This is a genomic window from Rhodococcus sp. D-6 (assembly GCF_040256695.1).
In the GTDB taxonomy this organism is placed as follows: Bacteria; Actinomycetota; Actinomycetes; order Mycobacteriales; family Mycobacteriaceae; genus Rhodococcus; species Rhodococcus pyridinivorans.
The window spans coordinates 3,727,984-3,750,593 of record NZ_CP132970.1; the positions used below are offsets into that span (position 1 = coordinate 3,727,984).

The window sequence follows — 22,610 nt, forward strand, 5'->3', positions numbered from 1 at the left end:
CGACCGCGCACATGTTCAGGACCACAGGATTTCCGCCTTCCGACCAGCAACCCCTTCCTAGCGTCGAGCCCATCACCCGAGAGTTCAGGGAAGGCCGCACAGATGAGTCGATTGAAAGCTGCGATCGTCGGATCCGGCAACATCGGAACAGACCTGATGTACAAGTTGCTGCGATCCGAGCACGTCGATCCCATGTACATGATCGGTATCGATCCGACCAGCGAGGGGCTCGAACGAGCCCGACAGGAAGGCCTCGAGGCCTCCGCAAAGGGAATCGACTGGCTGCTCAACCGGCCCGACCTTCCCGACGTGGTCTTCGAAGCGACGTCAGCGAAAGTCCACGCCGCCGCTGCCCCGCGCTACGCCGAAGCCGGCATCCGCGCGATCGATCTGACACCTGCCTCAGTGGGCCCGTACGTGGTGCCGGCCGTGAACCTCAGCACGCACTTGGACGCGCCGAACGTGAACATGGTCAGTTGCGCCGGCCAGGCCACCATCCCGATCCTGTATGCCATCAACGAGGTCGCCGACGCGTCCTACGGCGAGATCGTCGCTGCCATCGCCTCGCACAGCGCCGGACCCGGCACCCGGCAGAACCTCAGCGAATTCAGCGAGAAAACCGGCAAGGCACTTGCCCAGGTCGCCGGAGCCGATCGCGCCAAGGCCATCTCGGTGATCAACCCAGCCGAACCACCGATGAACATGCGCGACACGGTCTACGCCAAAGTCCGCAACCCCGACCCGGCCGCGATCGAGCGCGCAGTGATCGACATGGTCGCCAAGGTCCAGCAGTACGTCCCCGGCTACACCCTGCGCCTGGTCGACGTCGACGGCGACCAGGTCACCGTCATGCTCGAGGTCGTCGGCGCCGGCGACTTCTTGCCCACCTACGCCGGAAATCTCGACATCATCACCGCCGCCGCCGTGCAGGTCGCCGACGTCATGGCCCAGCGCACCCTCGTCAAGGAAGCAATCCAGTGACCACCACCGCCACCACCGACACACCCCGCAAGGTCACCCTCGTCGACACCACACTGCGCGACGGCATGTCGTCGGTCTCGCATCAGTTCACCACGCAGAACGTCGCCGATATCGCCCGCGGACTCGATCAGGCCGGCATCCCGACCATCGAGGTCGCCCACGGCATCGGCCTCGGCGCCTCGTCCATCCAGTACGGCTTCGCCGCCGCCACCGACCCCGAGTACGTGCGCGCCGCGGTCGACGCCGTCGACAACGCCGACATCGCCGCGCTCTACGTGCCGGGCATCGCTACCCTCGCCGAACTGCAAAGAGCGATCGACGCGGGCATCAAAACCGTCCGGGTAGCGGTGCACTGCACCGAAGCCGACTGCGGCCAGCAACCCATCGAATGGGCGAAAGAACACGGCCTCAACGTCATGACGTTCCTGATGATGAGCCATAAACTCGACCCCGAGCCGCTCGCCGAGCAAGCCGCCAAGCTCGATTCCTACGGCGCCGACGTCGTCTACGTCGTCGACTCTGCCGGCGCCATGGTGCCGCAGCACGCCGGCGAGCGCGTCGCCGCGCTGCGGCAGGCGATCTCCGCCGACATCGGCTTCCACGCCCACAACAACCTCGGGGTGGGTATCGCCAACGCGCTCACTGCCGCCGAGAATGGGGCGACGTTCATCGACGGATCTCTGCGCGGGCTCGGCGCCAGCGCCGGCAACGCCCAGACCGAGGTATTGGCCGCCGCGTTCGAACGAGCCGGCTGGGACACCGGCGTCGACCTGTTCCCGCTCATCGACACCGCCGAGCACGTCGTCGCGCCGCTGATGAAAGAACCCCAGATCGTCGACGAGACCGCACTGATCCTCGGCTACGCCGGTGTCTACTCGACGTTCTTCCATCCCACCAAGCGTGCCGCGAAGAAATTCGGTGTCTCCACCCGCGACATCCTGATCGAACTCGGCCGACGCGGTGTCATCGGCGGCCAGGAGGACATGATCATCGACGTCGCTTCCGAGCTCGCCGGCCGCACCTACGAACTCCCGGCCCGCGCCGGAGTCTGACACAGGAGACTGTCATGACCCACACCCACAACGCGCCGTCGATCACACAGGTCCGTCATCTCATCGGCGGCGAATGGAAGCACGCATCGGACGGAGCAACTTTCGAATCGATCGATCCGCACGACGGGTCGCTACTCGGTGTCGTACCCAAGGGCACCGCCGAAGACGGACAAGCTGCGATCACCGCCGCCCGCCACGCCTTCGACAGCGGGCCCTGGCCACAGATGTCGCCGAAGGAACGCGCAAAGATCCTGCACGCGGTCGCCGACAAGGTCGACGAGCACCGCGAAGAACTCGCCCAGCTCGAAACCCGCGACGGCGGTAAGGGCATCAACCAGTCCCTGCACGCCGAAATCCCGCGCGTGGCGCACAACCTGCGGTTCTTCGCCGACTACGCGTCGATGGCCGCCAACGAGGCCTACCCCGACGGGGATCTGCTGTCCTACGTGCTCTACCCGCCTGCCGGCGTGGTCTCGGCGATCAGCCCCTGGAACGCACCCCTGATGCTGGCCACCTGGAAGATCGCGCCCGCCCTGGCGTTCGGTAACACCGCAATCCTCAAACCGGCACCCCAAACCCCACTGACTGCACACCGCTTCGCCGAACTCGCACTCGAAGCCGGACTGCCCGACGGAGTACTCAACGTAGTACACGGTTTCGGTGGCGAAGCCGTCGCCGGCCCGCTGACCTCCGATCCGCGAGTCGACCGGATCACCTTCACCGGGTCGAGTGCCACAGGAGTCAAGATCCTTCAGGCAGCAGCACCCAACCACACGCCGGTCTCGGCCGAGATGGGCGGAAAGTCCGCAAACATCATCTTCGCCGACGCCGACCTCGACGTGGCCGTACCGATGTCGATCCGTGCGATCTTCGGCGGCAACGGACAGGTGTGCCTGGCCGGATCCCGACTGCTCGTGCAGAACAGCATCATGGACGAGTTCCTCGAGCGGTTCGTCGATGAGGCGAACAAGCTCAGCGTCGGCGATCCGAAGGATCCGTCGAACTTCATCGGCCCGCTCATCGAACAACGCCATCTCGACAAAGTCCACGGCTATGTCGAACTCGCGCAGCAGGAAGGCGGGAAAGTCGTCACCGGCGGCGCCCGTCTGACCGGCGACGCCCACGCCAAGGGCTTCTACTATCCCCCCACCGTCATCACTGGGCTGACCAATGACTCCCGGACCGCGCAAGAGGAGATCTTCGGGCCCGTCGAAACCGTCCTGGGTTTCGACACAGAAGACGAGGCACTGCGCATCGCCAACGACTCACGCTATGGCCTGGCCGGGATGCTGTTCACCCAGAACCTCGACCGCGCCCACCGGATGGCCGCGCGCTGGAAGGCCGGCACCGTATGGATCAACTGCTTCTTCGAACGCGACCTGCGTCTCCCCTTCGGAGGCGAAGGCGCCAGCGGCCTGGGACGTGAAGGCGGTCAGTACTCCCGCGACTTCTTCACCGAACCGCGCGCCGTGACCCTTCGGCTGCGCGGCTGATCCGGTCCTTCGACTCATCCACGTGGGCGGCCGGTGCAGTAGGTGCTGCACCGGCCGTCCCCGCTTCTCCCCGAGGAGTAATCACCCGTGACCTGCCCCAAGTTGTGTGTCGTCGTCGGCGCCACCGGTGCGATGGGCACCGAGTTCACCCGACGCCTGGTCCGTCGAGGCCTACGCGTGATCGCGGTCGCGCGCAACGCCGAAGACCTCAAAACCCTTGCAGCCGAAAACAGCCTGATCATCCCCTGTGTCGCCGACATCAGCGACGACAGTGCGATCGAGGCGATCTCCGCCTATGTCGACGCGCCGATCCGGATGGCCGTGTTCGCCGCGGGTCTGCCGGTACGTGGTTCCGCCGACACCATCAGCCCCGGCGAGCTTGCTGTAGGGGCGAACATCAAGGTCGGCGGGCTGGTACGGCTGCTGCACGCAGTCCGCGGCCAGCTGGTCCCCGGATCGCGATTCGTCGCCGTCGCCGGATCGCTCGGTTTCGAACCCGGCCCGCTCGACGCCGCGCCGGGCACCGTCAACGCCGCAGTGTTCAATCTGATGCGCCAGCTCAGCGCCCTGTACGGACCGAAGGGCATCACCACACACACCATCGCGCCCGGCCCGGTCGACACGCCACGGCTCCGCAAATTCGTCGAAACCGAAGCAGCCGAGACCGGCCGCGATCTCGACACCATTTGGGAGCGCTACCGCGCCAAGACCACGCTCGGCCGGTTACCGACGCTGGACGAGCTCGGCTGGATCCTCGAGATGCTGCTCGCCCCCGAGGCGAGCGTGCTGCACGGCAGCGTCCTCAACGTCGACGCCGGCACACGCCACGGCGTCCAGTAGAGCACCACTCCAGAAAGGCCCTCTCATGCCTGTCGCACATTTCCATCTGCTCGACGGACGGTTCAGCGCCGAGCAGCGGCACCGTCTGCTTGTCGAGGCGAGCCACTGCTATTCGGAGGTTCTCGACTCCCCGCTCGAGCGAGTTCGGACCTTCATCGTCCGCTACACCACCGATGATGTCGCGGTCGCCGGCGCGGTTGCCTCCGAGAGCAGCACGGCTGCACCGTACTTTACAGCCATCGTGCTGGCGGGTCGTCCTCGCGCACAGCGCGAGGAGCTCGCGGCCCGGTTCACCGACCTGATCGTCGATGTACTCGGGGTGCCGCGTTCGGCCGTCCGTGGTCGGATCATCGAGGTGGACCCGGCGAACTGGTTCATCGGCGGCCACTCAGCAGCGGGGGTACGCGCCGACGAAATCGCCGCTCGCGCGGACAGCGGATCGTCCATCTGATCTACCCGACACCGCAAGGGGGTGGGATCGACCTTGGGACTGATGTAGGAGCAGGTGACATCTGAACTGTGGTGCCGTCAGGCACTGCTGGAAGGATGGACCCGTGCCCAAGCCCTATCCGAAAGAGTTCCGCGACGACGTCGTCCGGGTGGCCCGAAACCGCGAACCAGGCCAGCACCTGCGGCAGATCGCCGCGGACTTCGGCATCAGCGAATCCTGTCTGACCAACTGGATGCGAAAGGCCGACGTCGAAGCCGGCATCACACCCGGCACCACCGCCAGCGAGAACGCCGAACTGCGCGAAGCGCGCAAACGCATCCGCCTGCTCGAGCAAGAGAACGAAGTGCTGCGCCGGGCTGCCGCGTATCTCTCCCAGGCGAATCTTCCGGGAAAAGGCTCTACCCGCTCGTGAAGCAGCTCGCCGCGGACAGGATTCCCGTCGCGGTGTCGTGCCGGGTCCTCGAGCTTGCCCGTCAGCCCTACTACCGGTGGCTCGAGCGCCCGGTTACCGATGCCGAGCTCGAGGAGGCGTACCGGGCGAACGCACTGTTCGACGCTCACCGCGAAGACCCCGAGTTCGGCTATCGGTTCCTCGCCGACGAAGCCCGCGACGCGGGCGAGTCGATGTCGGACCGCACAGCCTGGCGGATCTGCTCGACCAACAAATGGTGGAGCGTCTTCGGGAAGAAACGCGGCTCGAAGAAAGGCCGTTCCGGGCCACCAGTGCACGACGATCTCGTCGGCCGCATCTTCACCGCGGACGAGCCGAACCGATTGTGGCTCACCGACATCACCGAACACCGCACCGACGAAGGCAAGCTCTATCTGTGTGCGATCAAGGATGTCTACTCGAACCGGATCGTCGGCTACTCCATCAGTGATCGGATGAAGTCCCGCCTCGCCGTGGCCGCTCTCGAATCCGCAGTGGCCCGGCGAGGTTCGGTCGCCGGATGCGTGGTCCACTCCGATCGCGGCTCGCAATTTCGTAGCCGGAAATTCGTCCGCACCCTCGGTCGCCACGACCTGGTCGGGTCGATGGGTCGGGTCGGGGCGGCCGGCGACAACGCCGCGATGGAATCGTTCTTTGCGCTGCTCCAACGCAACGTCCTCGACCGGCAGCATTGGGGCACTCGCGAGCAGTTACGCATCGCGATCGTCACCTGGATCGAGCGGACCTACCATCGCCGGCGACGTCAGCTCAGACTCGGCCGGTTGACGCCGGTTGAGTTCGAGACAATCATGACCACACCAGCCGCACAGGCTGCGTGACCGTATCTGTCACCGGATCGTGCAGCAGTCCCTCTCGTTCTCCGAAGTGAGTGTGCTGATGCGGTTGTGAGCGACGGCAAGGCGTGCTTGAAGTGAGTCGATGCTGGCGCGGTCTCGTGTTCGGTGTGCGGGCCGCTCAGAAGGCGTTGAGCGGTGTTCGGCTCGCAGCTTGATGATCTCGTCCCGTACATCGGGTTGGGTGTACAGCCATGAGCGTGAGATCCGAGCTTCGGCGGCGACGGATTCGAATGTCACCGGCTTTCCCTGGTCGTGGAGTTGGCGTAGTGCGGAGATCGCTTTGGATCGGGTCAGTTCGTGTCGCCGCTGTGCAGCCTGGTGGAGGAAGCGGCTGTTGTCAGCTCGCATGATCGGCGCCTGTCGGTTCGGTGGGTGGATGTGCGTCGCGATCGTCGCCCAGGGCGTCGATGATCCTGTCGAGGTTTCCGAGCACTTGGGTGTTCATCTCGACGATCCGTTGTTGGCCACGAGCTTCAGCGGCAGAGATGATCTGCAGGACTTGGGTGCGGTGCTTGCGGTGCTGGGGCAGGAACTCGGCGGTGGTGAGGAAAGTCGGGCAGGTCAGGCAGGCGTTGGCGTGCGGGCATGTCTGTTGGACCGGCAGGCCGCAATAGCCGTTGGGCAGCGCTTGGGTAGCACGGCCGAGGCGTTGCTTGGACCACGCCGCTTCGGCGAGCGGCCCCTCGGGGTCAAGGGTGACCTCAATGCCAGACGCGTTGACTTTCCGGGCCGCCTCCCAGTGACGGCGAATGGTGGTGTCACTCAATCTGGCGTAGTGGGCGGTCATTTGGTGCGAGTCGTGATCGAGAATCCTCCGGACCACCTCTTGTGGGACGTCGAGGTTGATCAACCTCGTGCCCAGTGTGTGGCGGAATCGGTGGGCGCTGACCACCGCGGGCCGGCCGTGTTCGTCGGTGATGTTGCAGCGGGCCACCCACCGTTGCAGGGACGTCCGGTACGTGTGGGTGCTGACATGTCCGTCGCCGTTGACGCCAGATCGGGTGCACGGGAACAAGACCGGTGAGCCACCGACTGTGGGACCGGTGTAGCCGATTTCGGCGATATGGTCGACGATTGCTTGTTCGAGCTCTTCGTCGATCGGGACCAGCGCCTCCCGTTTCATCTTGTGGTTGAGGTACCGCAGGTAGGGAGCGCCGTCCTTGTCTCGGACGATGCAGTCCTGGGTGAGGGCGACGGCGTCGCTGATCCGCAGGCCGCAACGTATCAAGATCCTCGTGATCAGGCGATGATGAGAATTGGGCCACTTGCACAGATTGTCCGGATCCTCGAGCTGGCTCATGATGTGCTCGCTCAACGCCCGCGGTTGCCGGATGGATTCCTTCGGGTAGTCCTCGGTGTAGATCATGGCGGTGCTGGACAGATCGGTGATCCACCCGTGCCGACGCACGGTGAGCAGGAACAGGTTGAACTGACCCACCGCCAGACGGTGGGATGCCTGACCGGCGCGATGGGAATGCAGGTAGGCGAGGAACCGCTCGATCAGGCCGCGGTCGATGTCAGAGGTTCCGTTCACAGCCGCGCCGCTGGAATCGAGGAAAGCGTCGAAGGCTGCGACGGCCTTCGTGCCCATCACAGCCGATTCGACTGTCAGCCCGGTTGACAGGCGCCACCGCGCCCACTTCTTGGCGGGTTCCCTCAGCCATGGACGGGTGATGGAATCGAAGCGGATCGTGACCGTTCCGCGCGCCGTGATGCCGAGCGTGCGCGCGTTCCACACGTCCTTCGGGTATTCGGTATCCCACGGATCCAGCGTCGTCCGCCGCCGTGAGCGGGATTGGTCGGTCGGCCCGACACCGTCGTGCACGCCGGTGTCGGCGGGTGGGCGCTCCTCGCTCGGCGGCACCGGGCGCAGGCCGCTCACGAGATCACTTCCGTGTCGGTGAACCAGCCGGCATCGATGAGCGCTCGGCGTGCGTCGTCGTTCGACAGATGCCCGTAGGTGCTGACGGTGGTGGTCAACGAGGCATGCCCAAGGAGTTTGGCGACCACTTCGACGGGAACATTGTCGCGAAGCATTCTGGTGGCGTAGGTGTGCCGGTACCAGTGCGGATCGAAGTCGATTTCGGTCCGTCGGCGCAGTCGTCGCACGAGTGCGTGAGCCGCCGAGTAGGTCAGTGCCGCACCATGGGGCCGGCCCCAGAGGTTGACGAACACATAGTCCGAGTCGAGGTCCCCGTACTCGGTGTGGAGGTAATCGGCGTACAGGCGGATCAGCTGCACACTGACGGGGATGGTCCGTGATCGCGGCGATTTCGAGCGGGCGCCGTTGGAGTTGATACGACGGCGGACCGTGACTTCACGTTCGGCGGCGGATATGTCCTCGTGCCGCAGACCCAGAGCCTCACCGATCCGCATCCCCGTGTCGTAGAGCAGTGCGAACAGGAAACGATCCCGCAGGTGGTCGCACGAATCCAGGATGGTTTGTGCCTCGTCAGCTGTGAGGATTCGCGGAATCTTTGCGGTGGTCGGCAGTTTCACGGCCCGCCGTGGCTTCCGTGCGCTCTTGCTGATGTGGTGCAGGAATGGTTTCCACCCGCTGCCGGGACGGGCGCCGGGATCCCAGCACGTGAGCAACTCGCCAAGGTCGAGGCCGTGACGCGCGGCATGCTGGTAGAACACCGAGACCGTCGACAGCTTCCGGTTCACGGTGGCCTCGCTGCAGTGATGCGCGACGGACGGTAGCACCGACACCGACTGGTCACGCATCTCGAGTGGCAGGCGCAGCCACCGGATGAACGCCCCGACATCATCCAAATGCACTGTCGTCCAGTCACAGTCACGATCCATCAGGAACATGAACCAGTCCTTGAGGTCATGGGCGTGCGCCTTGATGGTGTTCGGTGACCGTTCCGTGTCAGCCAGGTACCGCAAATAGCGTTCGACCGGAGCCACGACTCCTTTCTCGTCAAGCAGCGTGAACGACACCGCATCGCTCACCGGATCCAGCACCCGCATCACTCGCACTTGCGCCTCCCGCCACCTACGTCATGGACGGCAGCGACGGTAGCCCGTCCATGACGCGGAGTAGAGCATCAAACACCCCGTGAGCTACGTCGAAGACACATTAGAAGCGACTGAAGATATCGGTCGATTGCCGGACGTGAATCGGGGCATTGAGGCCGGCGCTGGCCGGCGACACCGAACAGGACATCCGAGCCGATGTCGGTGCCGACCGCACGGGAGCGGAGCCGGCGCGGCCGGTGTGGGTGACGCACGATGGCCGAGGCAGATTCTACCGTTGACTGATGACGACCTGCGCATCCAGCTACCTGTACCAGGTGCAAGCGTTCGTGTTCGGTGACGACGCCGCGGCCATCGAGACCGCGTTGGCGGCGGCGAAGGGCTGCGAAGCAGCGGGCGACCCGTACCCGGAGCGGGTGCTCGAGCAGGTGCGTGCCGCCTATGCAGTGCTCGAGGTCGATGCTCCGGAGGTCGCCGCCGACTTCGGCCCTCCGGCATTCGAGGCACCTGGGTCGTGACTCGCGGCGAGGTGGTTCGGATCCCACCGCAGTCGATGCCACCTGGAACGAACTCGACACTGCACGCAGGTTGCTCACCGTCGACCTGATGAGTGAAGCGGCCTACCTGTCCGCGGTGCTGCTCGTCAACAGCGCCTTCGGGTGGTCGTGGGCCGACCCGGTTGTCACCCTCGTCATTGCCGCGATCGCTGTCAAGGAAGGACTCGCCGCGCTGCACGGCGAGACCTGCCGCTCACAACGGCAGTCGTCGATGACGGCCCGTGCTGCCAGTCCGGTCAGACGCGTCAGGGTGCGTGCGGTCCGCATCGGCCCCATCTGTTCGAGCCCCCTCTTGAGGGACACCAGCACGGCGGGGACACCGGCCGCATACGACTTGTGGTCGGTGACCTCGACGTCATTCTCGTCGAAGACTAACCGGTCGGACTGTGCTTTCATAACGCCTTCCTGGGGCCGATCGTGCTGCAACAGCCTCTGCTGTGCACCTGGAGCTGTTCGCTGTGCCGCGCGACACCGGCGCCCGCGGCCCTCCCCGCAGGGTCAGGCCAGCGCGCGGATGAGGTCGGGGAGACGGTCGAGCGAGGTGGGGGTGCGTTCGGCGCCCGCCTTACCCACGTAGAAGGCCGTCATTCCGGCCCGCTGCGGGCCTTCCACATCCGCGGTCCAGTTGTCGCCGACGAACACCACGGCGTCCGCACGGACGCCCCGCCGGTCCATGGCGATGCGGAATATCTCCGGGTGCGGCTTCCGCCACCCGACCTCGATCGAGGTGACGATTTCCGAGATGTGGGTGTCGAGGCCGAACCGGCGCGCCAGCGCCGGAACCAACGCGGCGTCGTGGGTGTTGCTGACGATCGTCAGGCGGTGGTCGGCCGCGAGATCCGCCAGGCAGTCCGCCGCGAACGCGGCGGGCGTGATCTCGGCTGTCCATGCGTCGAGGTAGTCGGCGACGAGGCGGTCGAACTCCCCGTCGCCGACGGTCGGTGAGCCGAGCAGTTCCCAGTAGCGGCCCGCGATGTCGCGCATCGAGTGCTCCACGCCGGTGACGGTGCCGTGCCGGTCGAGTTCGGTCCAGGCTCGGTCCCACAGTGCGTCGGCCTCGTCGCCGGTCAGCCGGACACCGGCCCGAAGACCGAACTCGTGGGGCGCGTTGTGCGACGCCGGATGGATGGACGGGTCGTAGTCGACGAGTGTGCCGAAGAAGTCGAAGAAGACGTCGGTGGCCACATTCATCCTTTCTTCGGGTCGCTCGGGGAGCAGATCAGCACTCCGGCACGCTGACAGCCAGGCCGCCCAGCGAGGTTTCCTTATACTTGTCGTGCATGTCCGCTCCGACGCGCGCCATGGTGCGGATGACCGTGTCGAGCGAGACGTGGTGCTCGCTGATGCCTTCCCGAAGTGTGAGGATGGCGGCCTGAACGGCGGTGACCGCCGCGATGGCGTTACGTTCGATACAGGGTATCTGCACGAGGCCACCGACCGGATCGCAGGTGAGGCCGAGGTGGTGTTCGAGGCCCATTTCCGCGGCCTTGCCGACCTGCTCCGGGGTTCCGCCCAGAACGGCGCACAGGGCACCCGCCGCCATCGCGCACGCGGATCCCACCTCGCCCTGGCAACCGACCTCGGCGCCCGAGATGGAGGCGCCGGACTTGATGATGCCGCCGATCGCGGTGGCGGTGAGGAGCATGTCCACCACCCCGTCCGGGGTCGATCCCGGCAACCGCGTGTAGTGGTCGATGACGGCAGGCATGATTCCCGCCGCGCCGTTCGTCGGCGCCGTGACGACGCGGTGGCCGGATGCGTTCTCCTCGTTGACCGCGAGCGCGGCGAGCTGGATGCGGGAGATCCATTCGCTGAGGCCGTCTTCGGTTCCGGTGTCGACCGTGCGGGCGAGGGTAGGAGCGCGCCGGCGCACGAGGAGCCCACCGGGAAGGGCGTCTTCCGTGCGGGTGCACCCGTTGCGGATGCACGCGGACATCTCGGCCCAGATGGCGAGCGCGTCCTCGCGCGGATCGGCACCGAGTGCAACTTCGTTCCGCGCGACGACCTGTGCCACGGTGAGACCCATCTCGTTGCACGTCGCGACGAGGTCGTCGTAGGAGGTGTAGGGGATCGGGACGGCACTCGTCTCGGCGGCCTGTTGGCCCTGTGTCACCACGAAGCCGCCACCGACGGATAGGTAGCAGCGTTCGGCTATGGTCCGGCCGTCCGCGCCTAGGGCGATGACGTCGAGGGCGTTCGGGTGCTCGGGGTGCGGCAGGGTGGGAGCGAGCTCGACATCGGCGTGCTCCACCCGGATCGAATGGCCCTTGACCTCGATGAACGGGTATTCCTGCAGGGCTGCCCACAGTCCGTGGACCCGGTCGGGGTCACATGTCTCGGGCGCCCATCCGAGCAGTCCGGCCACGACCGCGTCCGGAGTTCCGTGACCGACTCCCGTTGCCCCGAGGGAGCCGCGCAGGACCACACGGATCCTGTTGGCCTCTCCTATCAGTCCTGCGGCGGTGAGGTGGTCGACGAACATTCCGGCGGCCCGCATGGGGCCGACGGTGTGGCTGCTCGACGGTCCGATGCCGACTGTGAACATCTCCCTCATAGGGACGGAGGCTGCTCTAATGCCTACTGCACTAGTTAAAGTTTCTCGCACAGCTCTCCATGGTCCCCCCCTCGCGACTCCGAATCAAGGGCTGTTTCTGACTGTTTCGGGCAAGTTTCCATTGAGAAACCAAACGAAGAAGTGCTAGTAATTTCCTACCGCACAGGTGTAGCTTATCCGTACACCCCGTTCGGGGGACCTTCCCTTTCACGCGGAGACGCCAATGACAGCCAATGAGACGACCTCGCTCATCGAGGATCTGACGATTCAGCCCGTTCCGGAGAGTCGGCGCACGGGTAGTGCGCGGCACCTGTTCTCGGTCTGGTTCGGCGTGCAGATCATGCCCCTCACTCTCGTGATGGGCGTGCTCGCACCCACGGTGTACGGACTCGACGTCGCAACCGGGATCGCGGCGATCATTGTCGGCAACCTCATCGGCGCGGTGTTCATGGCGCTGCACTCGGTGCAAGGAGCGAAACTCGGTGTGCCGCAGATGATTCAGGCACGAGGCCAGTTCGGCATGTATGGTTCGTTGCTGGTGTTGGTCGTGGTGATCATGATGTACCTCGGCTTCCTCGCCTCGATCATCGTGCTCGCACGCGACACGCTGGTCGCACTCGTGCCGGGTCTGAACCCGACGGTAGCGTTGCTCTTGACCACACTGCTCACGCTCGTGGCAGTGATCTTCGGGTACGAGTTCATCCACCGCCTCAACCGCATCCTGCTCGCCCTGTTCGCACTGGCCGTCGTGCTGATCGCCGTCTACACCGCGATCGCCGGCGGATCCGGGTCCGTGGCCTCCATGGACACCGGTTTCAGCCTGATCGGGTTCCTGGGGATGACCTCCATCGCCGCGACCTGGCAGATCGCCTACTCGCCCTACGTGTCCGACTACTCGCGCTACCTGCCCGTGAACACGCCGTCGTCGTCCGCCTTCATGTACACCTACTTCGGGGCGGTTCTCGGAGCGATTCCGGTGATGATCCTCGGGTCGTTGCTGGTCTCGGTCGCCGGTGGTGACGGCACCGTCTCCCAGCTGGTCGACCTCATGCCCGGTCCGGTCGCGGTGTTCGTCCTGGTGATGCTGTTCCTCGGTGCACTGGATGCCGCAGTGATCAACCTGTATGGCCCCTCGCTGTGCACCTTGACCTTCGTGCAGACTTTCCGCCCGACCTGGAGCCCCGGCGCCAGCGCCCGCAACGCCGTTGCCACGGCAACCGCCGCGGTCGCCTTCTTCGTCGCACTGCTGTTCGCCGACAACTTCCTCGTCAACTACTCCAACTTTATTCACTTCCTGATGTGCCTGCTCATCCCGTGGAGCGTGGTCAACCTGGTCGACTACTACGTGATCGCCAAGGGCGAGTACGACGTCGAGTCCTTCAGCGACCCGAAGGCCGGTTACGGCGCATTCAACGTGCCCGCCCTGGTCACCTACGCGGTCGGGTTCATCATCCAGATGCCGTTCATGTCCGGAGCGTTCTTCACCGGCTCGGTGGCCGCAGCGATGAACGGCGTCGACTTGTCCTGGCTCGTCGGATCGATCGCCAGCTTCGTTCTGTATCTCGTCCTGCTCCAACTGAACTCGCGCAACAAGAGCACCTCGGCTCCGACCTACGCGAGCGCATGACCGCCAACCAACCCCAACAAAGAAGGAACGCAATGACGACGACCGACATCGCCGCACTCGTCGGCGACGGAACCGACCGCCAGCGGCTGATGGCCAGCACCTGGACCCACCACATCCCGACCCCGTTCGCTCAGGGCTGGCGCGTCGGCAATCTCGTCTTCACCGGGGGGCAGCTGTCCTCCGACGAGAACGGCAACGTGATCGGCGAGGGCGACATCGAGGTGCAGACCCGTAACGTCTTCAACTCGCTGACCTCCGTTCTCGCCGAGGCGGGGGCCACCTGGGACGACGTGGTCAAGCTCAACACCTACTACTGCTTCGAGGGTTCCGGTGAGGAAGTCCGCGAGAACTGGGAAAAGATGACCAGGGTGCGGATGGAGTTCCTGCCCGAGAACGGTCCGGCCGGCACCGGCGTTCGCGTCGCCGGCCTCATGTACGACGGCTTCCTCATTGAGGTCGAAGCCATCGCCGTCATCCGCAGCTGATTAGGAAGGAACCCCTCAATGACTCTTACCACTCCCCCCGCCACGTCTCCACTGTCCCAGGAGGAGGCCGAGCGCCTGCACATCGGCAAGGTCACCGAGCAACTCGCCGCCAGCGGCGGCGGCCACCTGCTCACCGGCGCCCAGTACAAGGCCTCGCTGCGCGACGGCCGTCGCATCATTACCTCGCAGGGCGAGGAGGTGGCCGACGTCTCCGACCACCCCGACCTTCGCGCTGTCAACACCCTCGCAGGTATCCAGGACGCGCAGTTCGACGCCGAGACCCGCGACGTGCTGACCTACGTCGGCGAGGACGGCGGACGCCGAGCCATCGGCTGGCAGGTGCCGCGCACCCGCGACGACCTACTGGCCAAGCGTGAGGCCACCCGGTTGATCACCCAGCGCACCATGGGCATGTACGGCCGACCGAACGACTACGGCGCCATGATGGCCCTGGGCTTCCTCTCCACCATCGACCGCATCGAGGCGGAGAACCCCGAGTTCGCCGAGAACATCCGGAACTTTGTCACGCTGTCCGGTGACCACAACCTTCTGAGCACCGACCTCATCGCGGACCCACAGTCCGACAAGCGAATCCCACGCAATGACCGACCGTCGCAGCTGCGGATCGTCGAGGACCGCCCGGACGGCATCGTCCTCTCCGGCGCCAAGGTCGCGGGCAGCATTGGCTCGCTCGCCCACTTCTTCACCCTGTCCACCACTCTCGGCGGCGGCGTCGGCCCGGAGGCGGCGATCTGGGCGGCGATTCCGGTCAACTCTCCCGGTCTGTCACTGATCCTGCGCGAGCCGACCGCCAAGATGAACACCCCTCGCAACGATCACCCCCTCGACCACCAGGGCGAGGAACTCGATCAGACGATCATCTTCGACAATGTCTTCATTCCGCACGAGTACGTCTTCAGCAAGTACAACCTCGGCCTGCTCGACCTGTACTACGAGTCCTGCGCCTACTCCCTGTGGTCCGTCATGACCCGCCTCGCCTTCCGTGCCGAGATGTTCACCGGCGTCGCCCAGGTCATCACCGAGATCCTCGGCACCGACAAGATCCCCGGCGTACAGTCGGCCGTTGCCGACATCACCCTCTACGCCCAGACCCTCAAGGCGTACTCGCTGGCCACGATCCACGAATCGGTTGACTGGTGCGGCCTGCAGGTGCCGAACCCGGAACTCACGACCGCGGGTCGCCTGTACTCGATCGAGAACTACCCCCGCATCACCTACCTGCTCCGCGACCTGTGCGGTCAGGCGCTGATTGCCCGCTGGCCCGAGAAAGTCTGGGACCACCCGGAATTCGGCGCACGGATGGAGGAATTCTTCCCCGGAACCGGCGTCTCCGCACGAGACAAGAACACCTTCTTCAACTTCGTGTGGGACCTCGTCGCCGGTGCCCACGCCGGACGGGTCGGCCTGTTCGAAAACGTCAACGCCACCCCGCCGGCCTTCGTGCGGAACCTGGTCTACTCGAAGACCGACCGCACCGCCGCCGCCCGCCGCGTCCGCGACTACGTCGGGATTCCGTGATGACCGCCCCCACCGACGAGCGGCGCGCCGCCGCCCTGCGTGCCGCTACGAAGCCTGCGCCGAAGTGCCTGGCTGCACCCGACTTCGCCGCGTCCATGCGCAAGCTGGCCAGCGGCGTGGTCGTGGTGACCACGGAGGTCGACGGTCAGCCGTGGGGAGTAACACTGAGTTCGGTGTCCTCGTTCTCCGCGGATCCGGCCCGAATCTCTTTGTCCATCAAGAAGACCACGGCCACTGGCGCGTACATCGCCGAGCACGAGCAGTTCGGCGTGGCGATCCTGCCGCATGCGATGGCAGATCTCGCGAATGCACTCGCGGCACCCGGTTCGCCGAAGTTCATTCCCGAGGAGCATCTCGGCGAGCCCAGCCCGACGCTGACGCTTCCTGTGATCGAGGGTGCGATCTACAACCTCGAGTGTACCGTCGCCTACGTCGTCGAGGCGATCGACCACCTGCTGGTGATCGCCGACGTGGTCAGCGCCTGCGCGGGTGAGCACGCCGACACCGTCTCGCCGCTTACCTTCTTCGACAGGACCTTCGGTTCGTTCGCGGCCGGGAATTCAGAAAGATAAGGAAGGGATCATGACTACAATCGAAGCCGGGAAGGGCGTTCAGCAGACACCCACGCTCGGGGCGGAGCTGCTCACCAACCGCAAGCGCATCGTCGACCTCACCCGGCCGGTGTACGAGGGCATGCCCATGTGGTTCGGGCACCAGCGCACCTTCACGCCGGTCAACCAGACACACGAGCAGTTCAAGGAGATGTACGGCACCAAGGACGGGTTCTACGCCCGCAACCTCGTGATCAGCGAGCACGCGGGCACCCACGCCGATGCCACCATCGAGTACGACCCCGAGGGGTCCACCATCGACAACACTCCGCTCGCGTACTACTACGGATCGGCAGTCTGCCTCGACCTGTCACACGTGCAGTTCCAGTCCCCGGACCCGGAGTCTCGTGGATCGGCCGACGAGGACGACGTCAAGCTCGCCGAGGAGAAGCTGGCGCAGGCCGGCGAGGAGATCCGACCGGGCGACATCGTGCTCGCGTGGTTCGATTACGGTGACCGGTGGTTCCCCGAGCGCAAGTACATCGACGAGAACCCCGGCTTCTCCTGGGCCGGTGCCGAGTACCTGGCGCGCAAGGGTGTGGTGAACATCGGGACCGATTGCAATGCGATCGACAACAGTCTCGACACCTCGTTCGCGGGGCACATGGTCTGCAAGAAGTACGGCATCGTGAACACCGAACACCTACAGAACCTGGGCCAGCTGGTGAACACCCGGTTCGACTACTACGGTCTGCCCCTGAATCTCGTGGGTGGTACCGGATCTCCGATCCGCGCCGTCGCGGTTCTGGACTGATGCCCCGTTGTGCGGTGCCCGGCGCAGCTGCGTGGTCGGGCACCGCACGGCGGCGTTCAGAACAACGGCGGCGTCAGAAGGTCGGAGGGGTGTTGACCCACACCACCCTGGCCGTGACCATTCCCCGATTGGCGTAGGTATGTGGACGGGTACTGGCAAAGGTCATCGAGTCGCCGGTGGCGAGGAGGATCGTCTCGATTCCGTCGAGCACGATCTCGACCTCGCCCTCTACGACAGTGAGGAACTCCTCGCCAGCATGGGTCATCGGTTCCCCGCTGCCGTAGCCCGGTTCGATGGTCACCATCTGAGACTGCAGGACGGTCGAGGTCTGGTACAGGTTCTCGATCGTCACGCCCTCGACGGCGAGCGGGAGTTCCTTCCGACTGTCGGCACGCACCACCATGCGGTCCTCGGCGGCCGGTACGCCCAGCAGTTCCGGAGTGGTCGTTCCCAGAGCGTGCGCGATCTGGGTGATCCGGCCGATGGATGGCTTGCTCTGGCCGCGTTCGAATGCACTCAGTGCCGACGGACTGATCGCGATCTCCCGGGAGAGGTCACGCAGGCTCATCCTGTTGCTCAGTCGAAGCGCCTTCACCCTTGCTCCGAGCGCGGTGGATGCGGCATCCGCGTCCGCCGCAGGAGCCTCGTCGTGCTTGTCGTCAAGAGCCTTGCGGACACCCACCATCGTCATCGAACCCGACTCGAGCAGACGCCGGATCTTCTCCAACCGTTTGACGTCACGCATGGTGAACAGCCGCTGACCCGATGGCGTGCGGTGCGGAGTGATCAGTCTTTCGCTCTCCCACAATCGGATACGCGATGTGGAGACGCCCACAATCCGTGCCGCCTGGCCGATCTTCAGCATCACCGCGGGGGAATCCTGGCCGGTGACGAACTCCGCCCCCGGCTGCGATGCGACGGAATCAGGCGCAACAGCATCACCAGCAACTGACACGAAACTCAACCTCACGAAAGGACACCTGGATCGCGGTGCACGTAAGTGTCGATCATATCGTTCTCCCCCACACAGACTTGAACTTTGCCGCACAGCTAGTCGCGAACGTGACAGGAATCGCACCGAGCGGCGGTGGGTCTCACCACACCGCAGGCACCCGGAACATCATCTTCCCGCTGGGGGCGTCGTACCTGGAGCTGGTGACCGTCGACGACCACATCGTGGCGGCCGGTCACCCCTTCGGCCAATTGGTCACGGCCGCCCTCGACAGCTGCCGGTGGGCCGCCGGCTGGGCAGTCGCCGGGCCGACGGACCCCGTCCGTGCCTGCACGCTCGAACGAGCGGGAGTGGCGGTCAGCGTGCAGGGCTGCGACGAGGCCGCGGCGGCACCGGACCGGCCGTTCATCCTGGAGCGCCCCTCGGACCAGCCCTTTCCCGGCGACACCGAGAACCCGACCGAGCTCACCCGGCTCGTGGTGACCGGGCCGGACGTGGCCCCGCTCGCCCTTCCCCCCGGTCCCACCGAGCTCGTCCGGCGGCCCGGGCCCGCAGCCATCGAATCCTTCACGCTGGCCCGGCCGGGCCTGCCCCCGATCACCCTCAACCGCGACCTCTGGAGCACCCGATGAAACCCACCGACATCATCGACTTCCGACACGAACTGCACCAGATCCCGGAGATCGGGCTTCAGCTTCCCCGCACCCAGGCGCTGCTGCTCAAGCGGCTCACGGCAGCGGGCCTCGAGGTCGTGGTCGGTACCGAGATGACCTCGGTGACCGCCATCGTGCGGGGCACGAACGTGGACCGCAGCGATCCCGCCCTCGTCCCGACGGTGCTGGTCCGGTCCGACATGGACGCCCTCCCGGTGCAGGAGGACACCGGGCTGCCGTGGGCGGCGACGAACGGCGCCATGCACGCCTGCGGCCACGACGGCCACATGGCGATCGTCCTCGCCGCCGCGATCGACACCCACAACCGGCGCGACGAACTGCACGGCGATGCCGTCTTCTTCTTCCAGCCGGGCGAAGAAGGGCACGGCGGGGCACAGCTGGCGCTCCGTGAGGGCCTGGTCACCGTGTCCGGCGCCCGCCCGATGGCCACGCTCGGGCTGCACCTGCTGGCGCACCTGCTCGAGCCGGGCGAGTACGCCTCCCGCGCCGGAGCGGTGCTGTCCGGATCCACCCTCGTCGACATCACGGTCAACGGGCGCGGCGGGCACGGCTCCGCACCGCACCTGGCGCGCAACCCGCTCAACGCCGCCGCCGAGATCGTCGGCGCCGTGGGTATCGCCACCGCGCACGGCGTGTCGATGTTCGAGCCGTCCACCGTCACCTTCGGGGCCCTGAACGCGGGTTCGGCCCGCAACGTCATCCCGGATCACGCCGAACTGGCAGGCGTCATCCGGTCGTTCTCCGAGCAGACTGACGGTGACCTGCAGGAGATCGTGCAGCGCACCGTCAACGGTGTCGCGTGCGCGCACGGCGTCACCGCCGACATCGCACTCACTAGGGACACCGTCCCCACGGTAAGCGACGGCGCCGAACTCGACCTGTTCACGAGCATCGCCGCGGACGCGGGCCGGTCGGTGACGCTCCTGGACCAGCCCATCGGGATCTCCGAGGACTTCTCCTGGATCCTCCGCGAGATTCCGGGTGTGTTCCTCCTCGTCGGAGCCCGCACCAGCGACGAACCGAATCCGCCCTCGAACCACTCGGCGCGGGCGACCTTCGCCGACGACGTCCTCACACCCACCGCCGAACTAGTCGGCGCCTGGGTCCGCGGCCGCCTGTCCGCGGCCGCCTAGATGTACCCGGCCATCAGGTTGGTGCCAGTCGGCTGACCGGTGGAAGTCCTCCGAGTGCGCTGTGACGCCGTCGAGTGTTGTAGTACTCCAGCCAGGGTGCAAGGGCATCAGCTCGTTCGGCGTTGCTGGTGAACACCTGCCGGTAGGCCCACTCGGTCTGCACGGTGCGGTTCAGGCGTTCGACCTTGCCGTTCTGCCACGGACAATGCGGTTTGATGAACTTCTGCCGAATCCCGAATTCGGCGCACACGGTGCGCAGCGAGTACCGGTAGGCCCACGCATTGTCGGTCATCAACCGTTCGATCCGGGTGATGCCGTGGCCGGCGAAGTAGTCGATCGCACGGATCAGGAAACCTGCACAGGTGGCACCCTTTTCGTCCGGGAGGATCTCCGAGTACGCGAGCCGGGAATGATCGTCGACGAACGAATGCACATAATCGAAGCCCACCTTCGTCGTGCGGTTGCGGGGCCGGTTCTGTCGACCGAGGGCCCGCCAGCCGCCGCCGTCGGGGATCCGTCCGAGCTTTACGGGCGTCCATGTGCACCAGTTCGCCCGGGCGCCGACGTTCGTAGCGCACCGCGGTCGTCTTCGACGCCCGGATCACTTGCCCGGTCAGCGGGTCGCAGTCGGCCAGGTGGGGCACCTGGTGGCGTCGGAGAACCCGGGAGATGGTGCGGGCCGGAACTCCGAGCTCGGCCGCGAGCCAGTCCGTCCACGCCGTTCACGCGTGCGCAGTGCCACGATCCGTGCCTCGACCTCCGCCGCGGTTCGGGTCGGCATCGTGTGCGGGCGCGAGGACCGGTCGTGCAGTCCTGCCTCGCCCTCGGTCTCGTAGCGGGTCACCCAGGTGGACACACACTTGCGGGAAATCCCCATTGCGCTGGCGATATGCGCTTTGGGCCAGCCGTCTCGGTAGCGCTCGATGATGAGCAATCTTCCGAGATAAGTCGTGCGGGCATTACGGTGGGACACGAGAACCTCCGAGCGGATGTGGGCCTTAGACAAGCCACACCCCACTCGGAGGTTCTCTTCACATCAAGCCGACACGCCTGCTACCAACGTCCCGGCCGAGTACACCTGATATGTAAGAACCTTTGTCAAGAGGGCAAGGTGAGGCGCCGTCGGGGAGCGACCCTGACGGCGCCTCATTGCTTCGCCCTCGAGTCTGCGTGGTGAGCGTGTCGACAATACGACGCGCGGTCAGACTGATATACGCGGGTTGGCTACCGCAGGACGGGATTTCGGCTGGATCGCATCCGCATCTCTAGCATCGAGCGTCGACCCCGGAAGGCCTGCTCATAGGTGTATCGCGGGTCGATCCACGCGCTGCCACCACCGAACCCATGGGACGAAGCAGTCCATCAGGCCGGCTTCAGCAATCCATCACCGCCAGCGACCAGCACCACCCCGCCAACTCCCGGGCGATCGCCGCATTCGCGACGACGGGTCGTTTGCGGCGTTCGAGGAACCCCACCCAGCGCCCGTGCAACCGGCGGTTGCCCTCATCACCACGGGCCCGGGCCGCGGCCGGGGCCAGATCCCATCGCGACCGCATTACCGCTCCGACGTGATAGCGGGCGCGGTGATGCCAGGCCGCTTCCACCAACAGCCGACGCGCATGAGAATTTCCGGTCTTGGTGATCGACCCCTGCGCCCGCGACGATCCCGAGGAATACTCCGAGGGCACCAACCCGACGAACGAGCCGATGGTGTTGCCAGTGAACCGAGTCCAGTCCCCGATCTCCACCGCCAGACCGAACCCGGTCAAGGTGGACACCCCACGCAGGCAGCACATCCGGCGCACCACCGGAGTCAATTCACTGGCCACGGCCATCTCCTCGATCGCCACATCGAGTCGTCGGCGCCGCGCCTGCATGGTGAGCACGTGGTCGTAGTCGGCGTCGAACGCCATCCGTGTCGCCGGCGAGGTCAACTGCGGTGCGGCCTCGGTACGCAACCAGCGGTCGTGCGCCCCGCTCCAGGCCTGTCCGCCGTAGTAGACGATGCCGCGGCGCAGCAGCAGTTTCGACAACCGGTGCCGTGCCCGCATCAGATCTCCGCGGCAGTCCTCCCGGGCCCGGACCAGATCCCGCGCCGCTTCCTGCCCGACGGACGGGATCGACACCGAGGTGACTTCGTCCAGGCGCAGCAACCGGGCCAGATGCAGCGCATCGCGGGCATCGGTCTTGACCCGATCCCCGGCGGGTTTGTGCAGCTTCGACGGAGCGGCGACCACACACCGAATGCTCGCTTCGGTCAGATATCGGTACAAGCCGAAGCCTGTCGGGCCGGCCTCGTAGGTCACTGCTGCCGGGCCTGGTAGCTGCGCAATCCAGGATCGGATGTGGTCATAGGACGGCGTCAGTTTGGTTTGGAGCACTTCGCCGGTGACGCTGTCGATGGCTGCTGCTGCGACCGAACGTGCGTGCACGTCCAGTCCTACGCTCGTACGCTCGGTAAACACCGGGGCCTCCCACCACTGTCGGATAGGCCGGGCAGGGGGATTCCTACTCGGTAACCCACGAACATGGGTGAGAGGGGCCCCGGCCCGCAACCCCTGACTCAACGCCGGGGCTGCCCATACCGTCTAGATCGGTCGTCGAGCGCTTCCTGAGGCCCGCCCGGCACGACCGGGCC

22 protein-coding genes and 1 pseudogene are annotated in these 22,610 nt (G+C 65.7%); 14 read left to right on the plus strand and 9 right to left on the minus strand.

The annotated features are described in order from the left end of the window. The first annotated feature begins 102 nt into the window (after positions 1-102). The 6 genes from RBB84_RS17330 (at position 103) to RBB84_RS17355 (ending at position 6,086) form a co-directional block, all read left to right on the plus strand. The gene (locus RBB84_RS17330; protein WP_006551041.1) at positions 103-981 is read left to right on the plus strand and encodes an acetaldehyde dehydrogenase (acetylating); all 879 of its coding nucleotides are present in this window, start codon (positions 103-105) and stop codon (positions 979-981) included. 65 nt (positions 982-1,046) lie between these two features. Then, positions 1,047-2,033 (plus strand): 4-hydroxy-2-oxovalerate aldolase, encoded by a 987-nt coding sequence (dmpG, locus tag RBB84_RS17335; protein WP_231912156.1) that lies wholly within the window; start codon positions 1,047-1,049, stop codon positions 2,031-2,033. A gap of 14 nt (positions 2,034-2,047) precedes the next feature. Continuing rightward, positions 2,048-3,526 (plus strand): aldehyde dehydrogenase, encoded by a 1,479-nt coding sequence (locus RBB84_RS17340; RefSeq protein ID WP_064257722.1) that lies wholly within the window; start codon positions 2,048-2,050, stop codon positions 3,524-3,526. 87 nt (positions 3,527-3,613) lie between these two features. Further along, complete coding sequence (locus tag RBB84_RS17345; protein WP_024102192.1) at positions 3,614-4,366, plus strand: SDR family oxidoreductase; 753 nt, start codon at positions 3,614-3,616, stop codon at positions 4,364-4,366. A gap of 25 nt (positions 4,367-4,391) precedes the next feature. Beyond that, positions 4,392-4,817, plus strand: a complete 426-nt coding sequence (locus RBB84_RS17350; protein WP_064257723.1) for a tautomerase family protein — start codon at positions 4,392-4,394, stop codon at positions 4,815-4,817. Positions 4,818-4,920: 103 nt separating this feature from the next. Further along, a protein-coding gene (locus tag RBB84_RS17355; RefSeq protein ID WP_350246337.1) for an IS3 family transposase occupies positions 4,921-6,086 on the plus strand; the annotation gives its coding sequence in 2 pieces (ribosomal slippage) (positions 4,921-5,193 and positions 5,196-6,086; 1,164 coding nt in all). Between the two features lie 9 nt (positions 6,087-6,095). On the opposite strand, the gene RBB84_RS17360 is transcribed toward RBB84_RS17355, so the two are convergent. From RBB84_RS17360 to RBB84_RS17370, 3 genes are read right to left on the minus strand one after another with little or no spacing between them, the layout of a single operon-like run. Beyond that, positions 6,096-6,452 (minus strand): DUF6262 family protein, encoded by a 357-nt coding sequence (locus tag RBB84_RS17360; protein ID WP_082921171.1) that lies wholly within the window; start codon positions 6,450-6,452, stop codon positions 6,096-6,098. Beyond that, complete coding sequence (locus RBB84_RS17365; protein WP_350246338.1) at positions 6,442-7,929, minus strand: tyrosine-type recombinase/integrase; 1,488 nt, start codon at positions 7,927-7,929, stop codon at positions 6,442-6,444. The genes RBB84_RS17360 and RBB84_RS17365 overlap by 11 nt, the downstream gene beginning before the upstream one ends. Before the next feature lie 53 nt (positions 7,930-7,982). Continuing rightward, positions 7,983-9,080 (minus strand): tyrosine-type recombinase/integrase, encoded by a 1,098-nt coding sequence (locus RBB84_RS17370; protein WP_156666253.1) that lies wholly within the window; start codon positions 9,078-9,080, stop codon positions 7,983-7,985. A 290-nt stretch (positions 9,081-9,370) separates the two neighbouring features. Here RBB84_RS17370 and RBB84_RS17375 point away from each other — a divergent pair, with 290 nt between their 5' ends. After that, on the plus strand, positions 9,371-9,604 hold the full coding sequence (locus tag RBB84_RS17375; RefSeq protein WP_064257538.1) for a hypothetical protein: 234 nt from the start codon (positions 9,371-9,373) through the stop codon (positions 9,602-9,604). Between the two features lie 102 nt (positions 9,605-9,706). Here RBB84_RS17375 and RBB84_RS17380 read toward each other — a convergent pair whose 3' ends face one another. From RBB84_RS17380 to RBB84_RS17390, 3 genes are all read right to left on the minus strand, one after another. Further along, positions 9,707-10,039 carry a hypothetical protein gene (locus RBB84_RS17380; protein ID WP_064257539.1) on the minus strand — a complete coding sequence of 111 codons (333 nt, stop codon included), beginning with the start codon at positions 10,037-10,039 and terminating at the stop codon, positions 9,707-9,709. 102 nt (positions 10,040-10,141) lie between these two features. Next, a complete protein-coding gene (locus RBB84_RS17385; RefSeq protein WP_064257550.1) occupies positions 10,142-10,828 on the minus strand; it encodes an HAD family hydrolase in 687 nt (228 codons plus the stop codon). Positions 10,829-10,862: 34 nt separating this feature from the next. Then, entirely contained in the window at positions 10,863-12,197 is a 1,335-nt protein-coding gene (locus RBB84_RS17390) for an L-serine ammonia-lyase (RefSeq protein WP_064257540.1), read from the minus strand. Positions 12,198-12,420: 223 nt separating this feature from the next. On the opposite strand from RBB84_RS17390, the gene RBB84_RS17395 reads away from it, so the two are divergent. Genes RBB84_RS17395 through RBB84_RS17415 form a run of 5 tightly spaced genes read left to right on the plus strand, consistent with a single transcriptional unit; the run spans position 12,421 to position 17,213 of the window. Further along, a complete protein-coding gene (locus tag RBB84_RS17395) occupies positions 12,421-13,824 on the plus strand; it encodes a cytosine permease (RefSeq protein WP_064257541.1) in 1,404 nt (467 codons plus the stop codon). Positions 13,825-13,856: 32 nt separating this feature from the next. Beyond that, positions 13,857-14,309: a RidA family protein gene (locus RBB84_RS17400; RefSeq protein ID WP_197481938.1), complete on the plus strand. Its 453-nt coding sequence runs from the start codon at positions 13,857-13,859 to the stop codon at positions 14,307-14,309. Positions 14,310-14,327: 18 nt separating this feature from the next. Beyond that, positions 14,328-15,848 (plus strand): 4-hydroxyphenylacetate 3-hydroxylase N-terminal domain-containing protein, encoded by a 1,521-nt coding sequence (locus RBB84_RS17405; RefSeq protein WP_064257542.1) that lies wholly within the window; start codon positions 14,328-14,330, stop codon positions 15,846-15,848. Further along, the gene (locus RBB84_RS17410) at positions 15,848-16,420 is read left to right on the plus strand and encodes a flavin reductase family protein (RefSeq protein WP_064257543.1); all 573 of its coding nucleotides are present in this window, start codon (positions 15,848-15,850) and stop codon (positions 16,418-16,420) included. The genes RBB84_RS17405 and RBB84_RS17410 overlap by 1 nt, the downstream gene beginning before the upstream one ends. Positions 16,421-16,430: 10 nt before the next feature. Next, complete coding sequence (locus RBB84_RS17415; RefSeq protein WP_082921173.1) at positions 16,431-17,213, plus strand: cyclase family protein; 783 nt, start codon at positions 16,431-16,433, stop codon at positions 17,211-17,213. Positions 17,214-17,286: 73 nt separating this feature from the next. Here the strand turns inward: RBB84_RS17415 and RBB84_RS17420 are convergent, their stop codons facing one another. Beyond that, a complete protein-coding gene (locus RBB84_RS17420; protein ID WP_197481939.1) occupies positions 17,287-18,168 on the minus strand; it encodes a MerR family transcriptional regulator in 882 nt (293 codons plus the stop codon). A 107-nt stretch (positions 18,169-18,275) separates the two neighbouring features. On the opposite strand from RBB84_RS17420, the gene RBB84_RS17425 reads away from it, so the two are divergent. Both RBB84_RS17425 and RBB84_RS17430 read left to right on the plus strand, forming a co-directional pair. Further along, positions 18,276-18,797, plus strand: a complete 522-nt coding sequence (locus RBB84_RS17425; protein ID WP_231912124.1) for a VOC family protein — start codon at positions 18,276-18,278, stop codon at positions 18,795-18,797. Then, on the plus strand, positions 18,794-19,972 hold the full coding sequence (locus tag RBB84_RS17430; RefSeq protein WP_064257546.1) for a M20 family metallopeptidase: 1,179 nt from the start codon (positions 18,794-18,796) through the stop codon (positions 19,970-19,972). The genes RBB84_RS17425 and RBB84_RS17430 overlap by 4 nt, the downstream gene beginning before the upstream one ends. Positions 19,973-19,985: 13 nt before the next feature. On the opposite strand, the pseudogene RBB84_RS17435 reads toward RBB84_RS17430, so the two are convergent. Together RBB84_RS17435 and RBB84_RS17440 are read right to left on the minus strand one after the other, a co-directional pair. Beyond that, a pseudogene (locus RBB84_RS17435) lies at positions 19,986-20,945 on the minus strand (IS481 family transposase). A 400-nt stretch (positions 20,946-21,345) separates the two neighbouring features. Continuing rightward, on the minus strand, positions 21,346-22,437 hold the full coding sequence (locus RBB84_RS17440) for an IS110 family transposase (protein ID WP_064257831.1): 1,092 nt from the start codon (positions 22,435-22,437) through the stop codon (positions 21,346-21,348). Between the last annotated feature and the right edge of the window lie 173 nt (positions 22,438-22,610).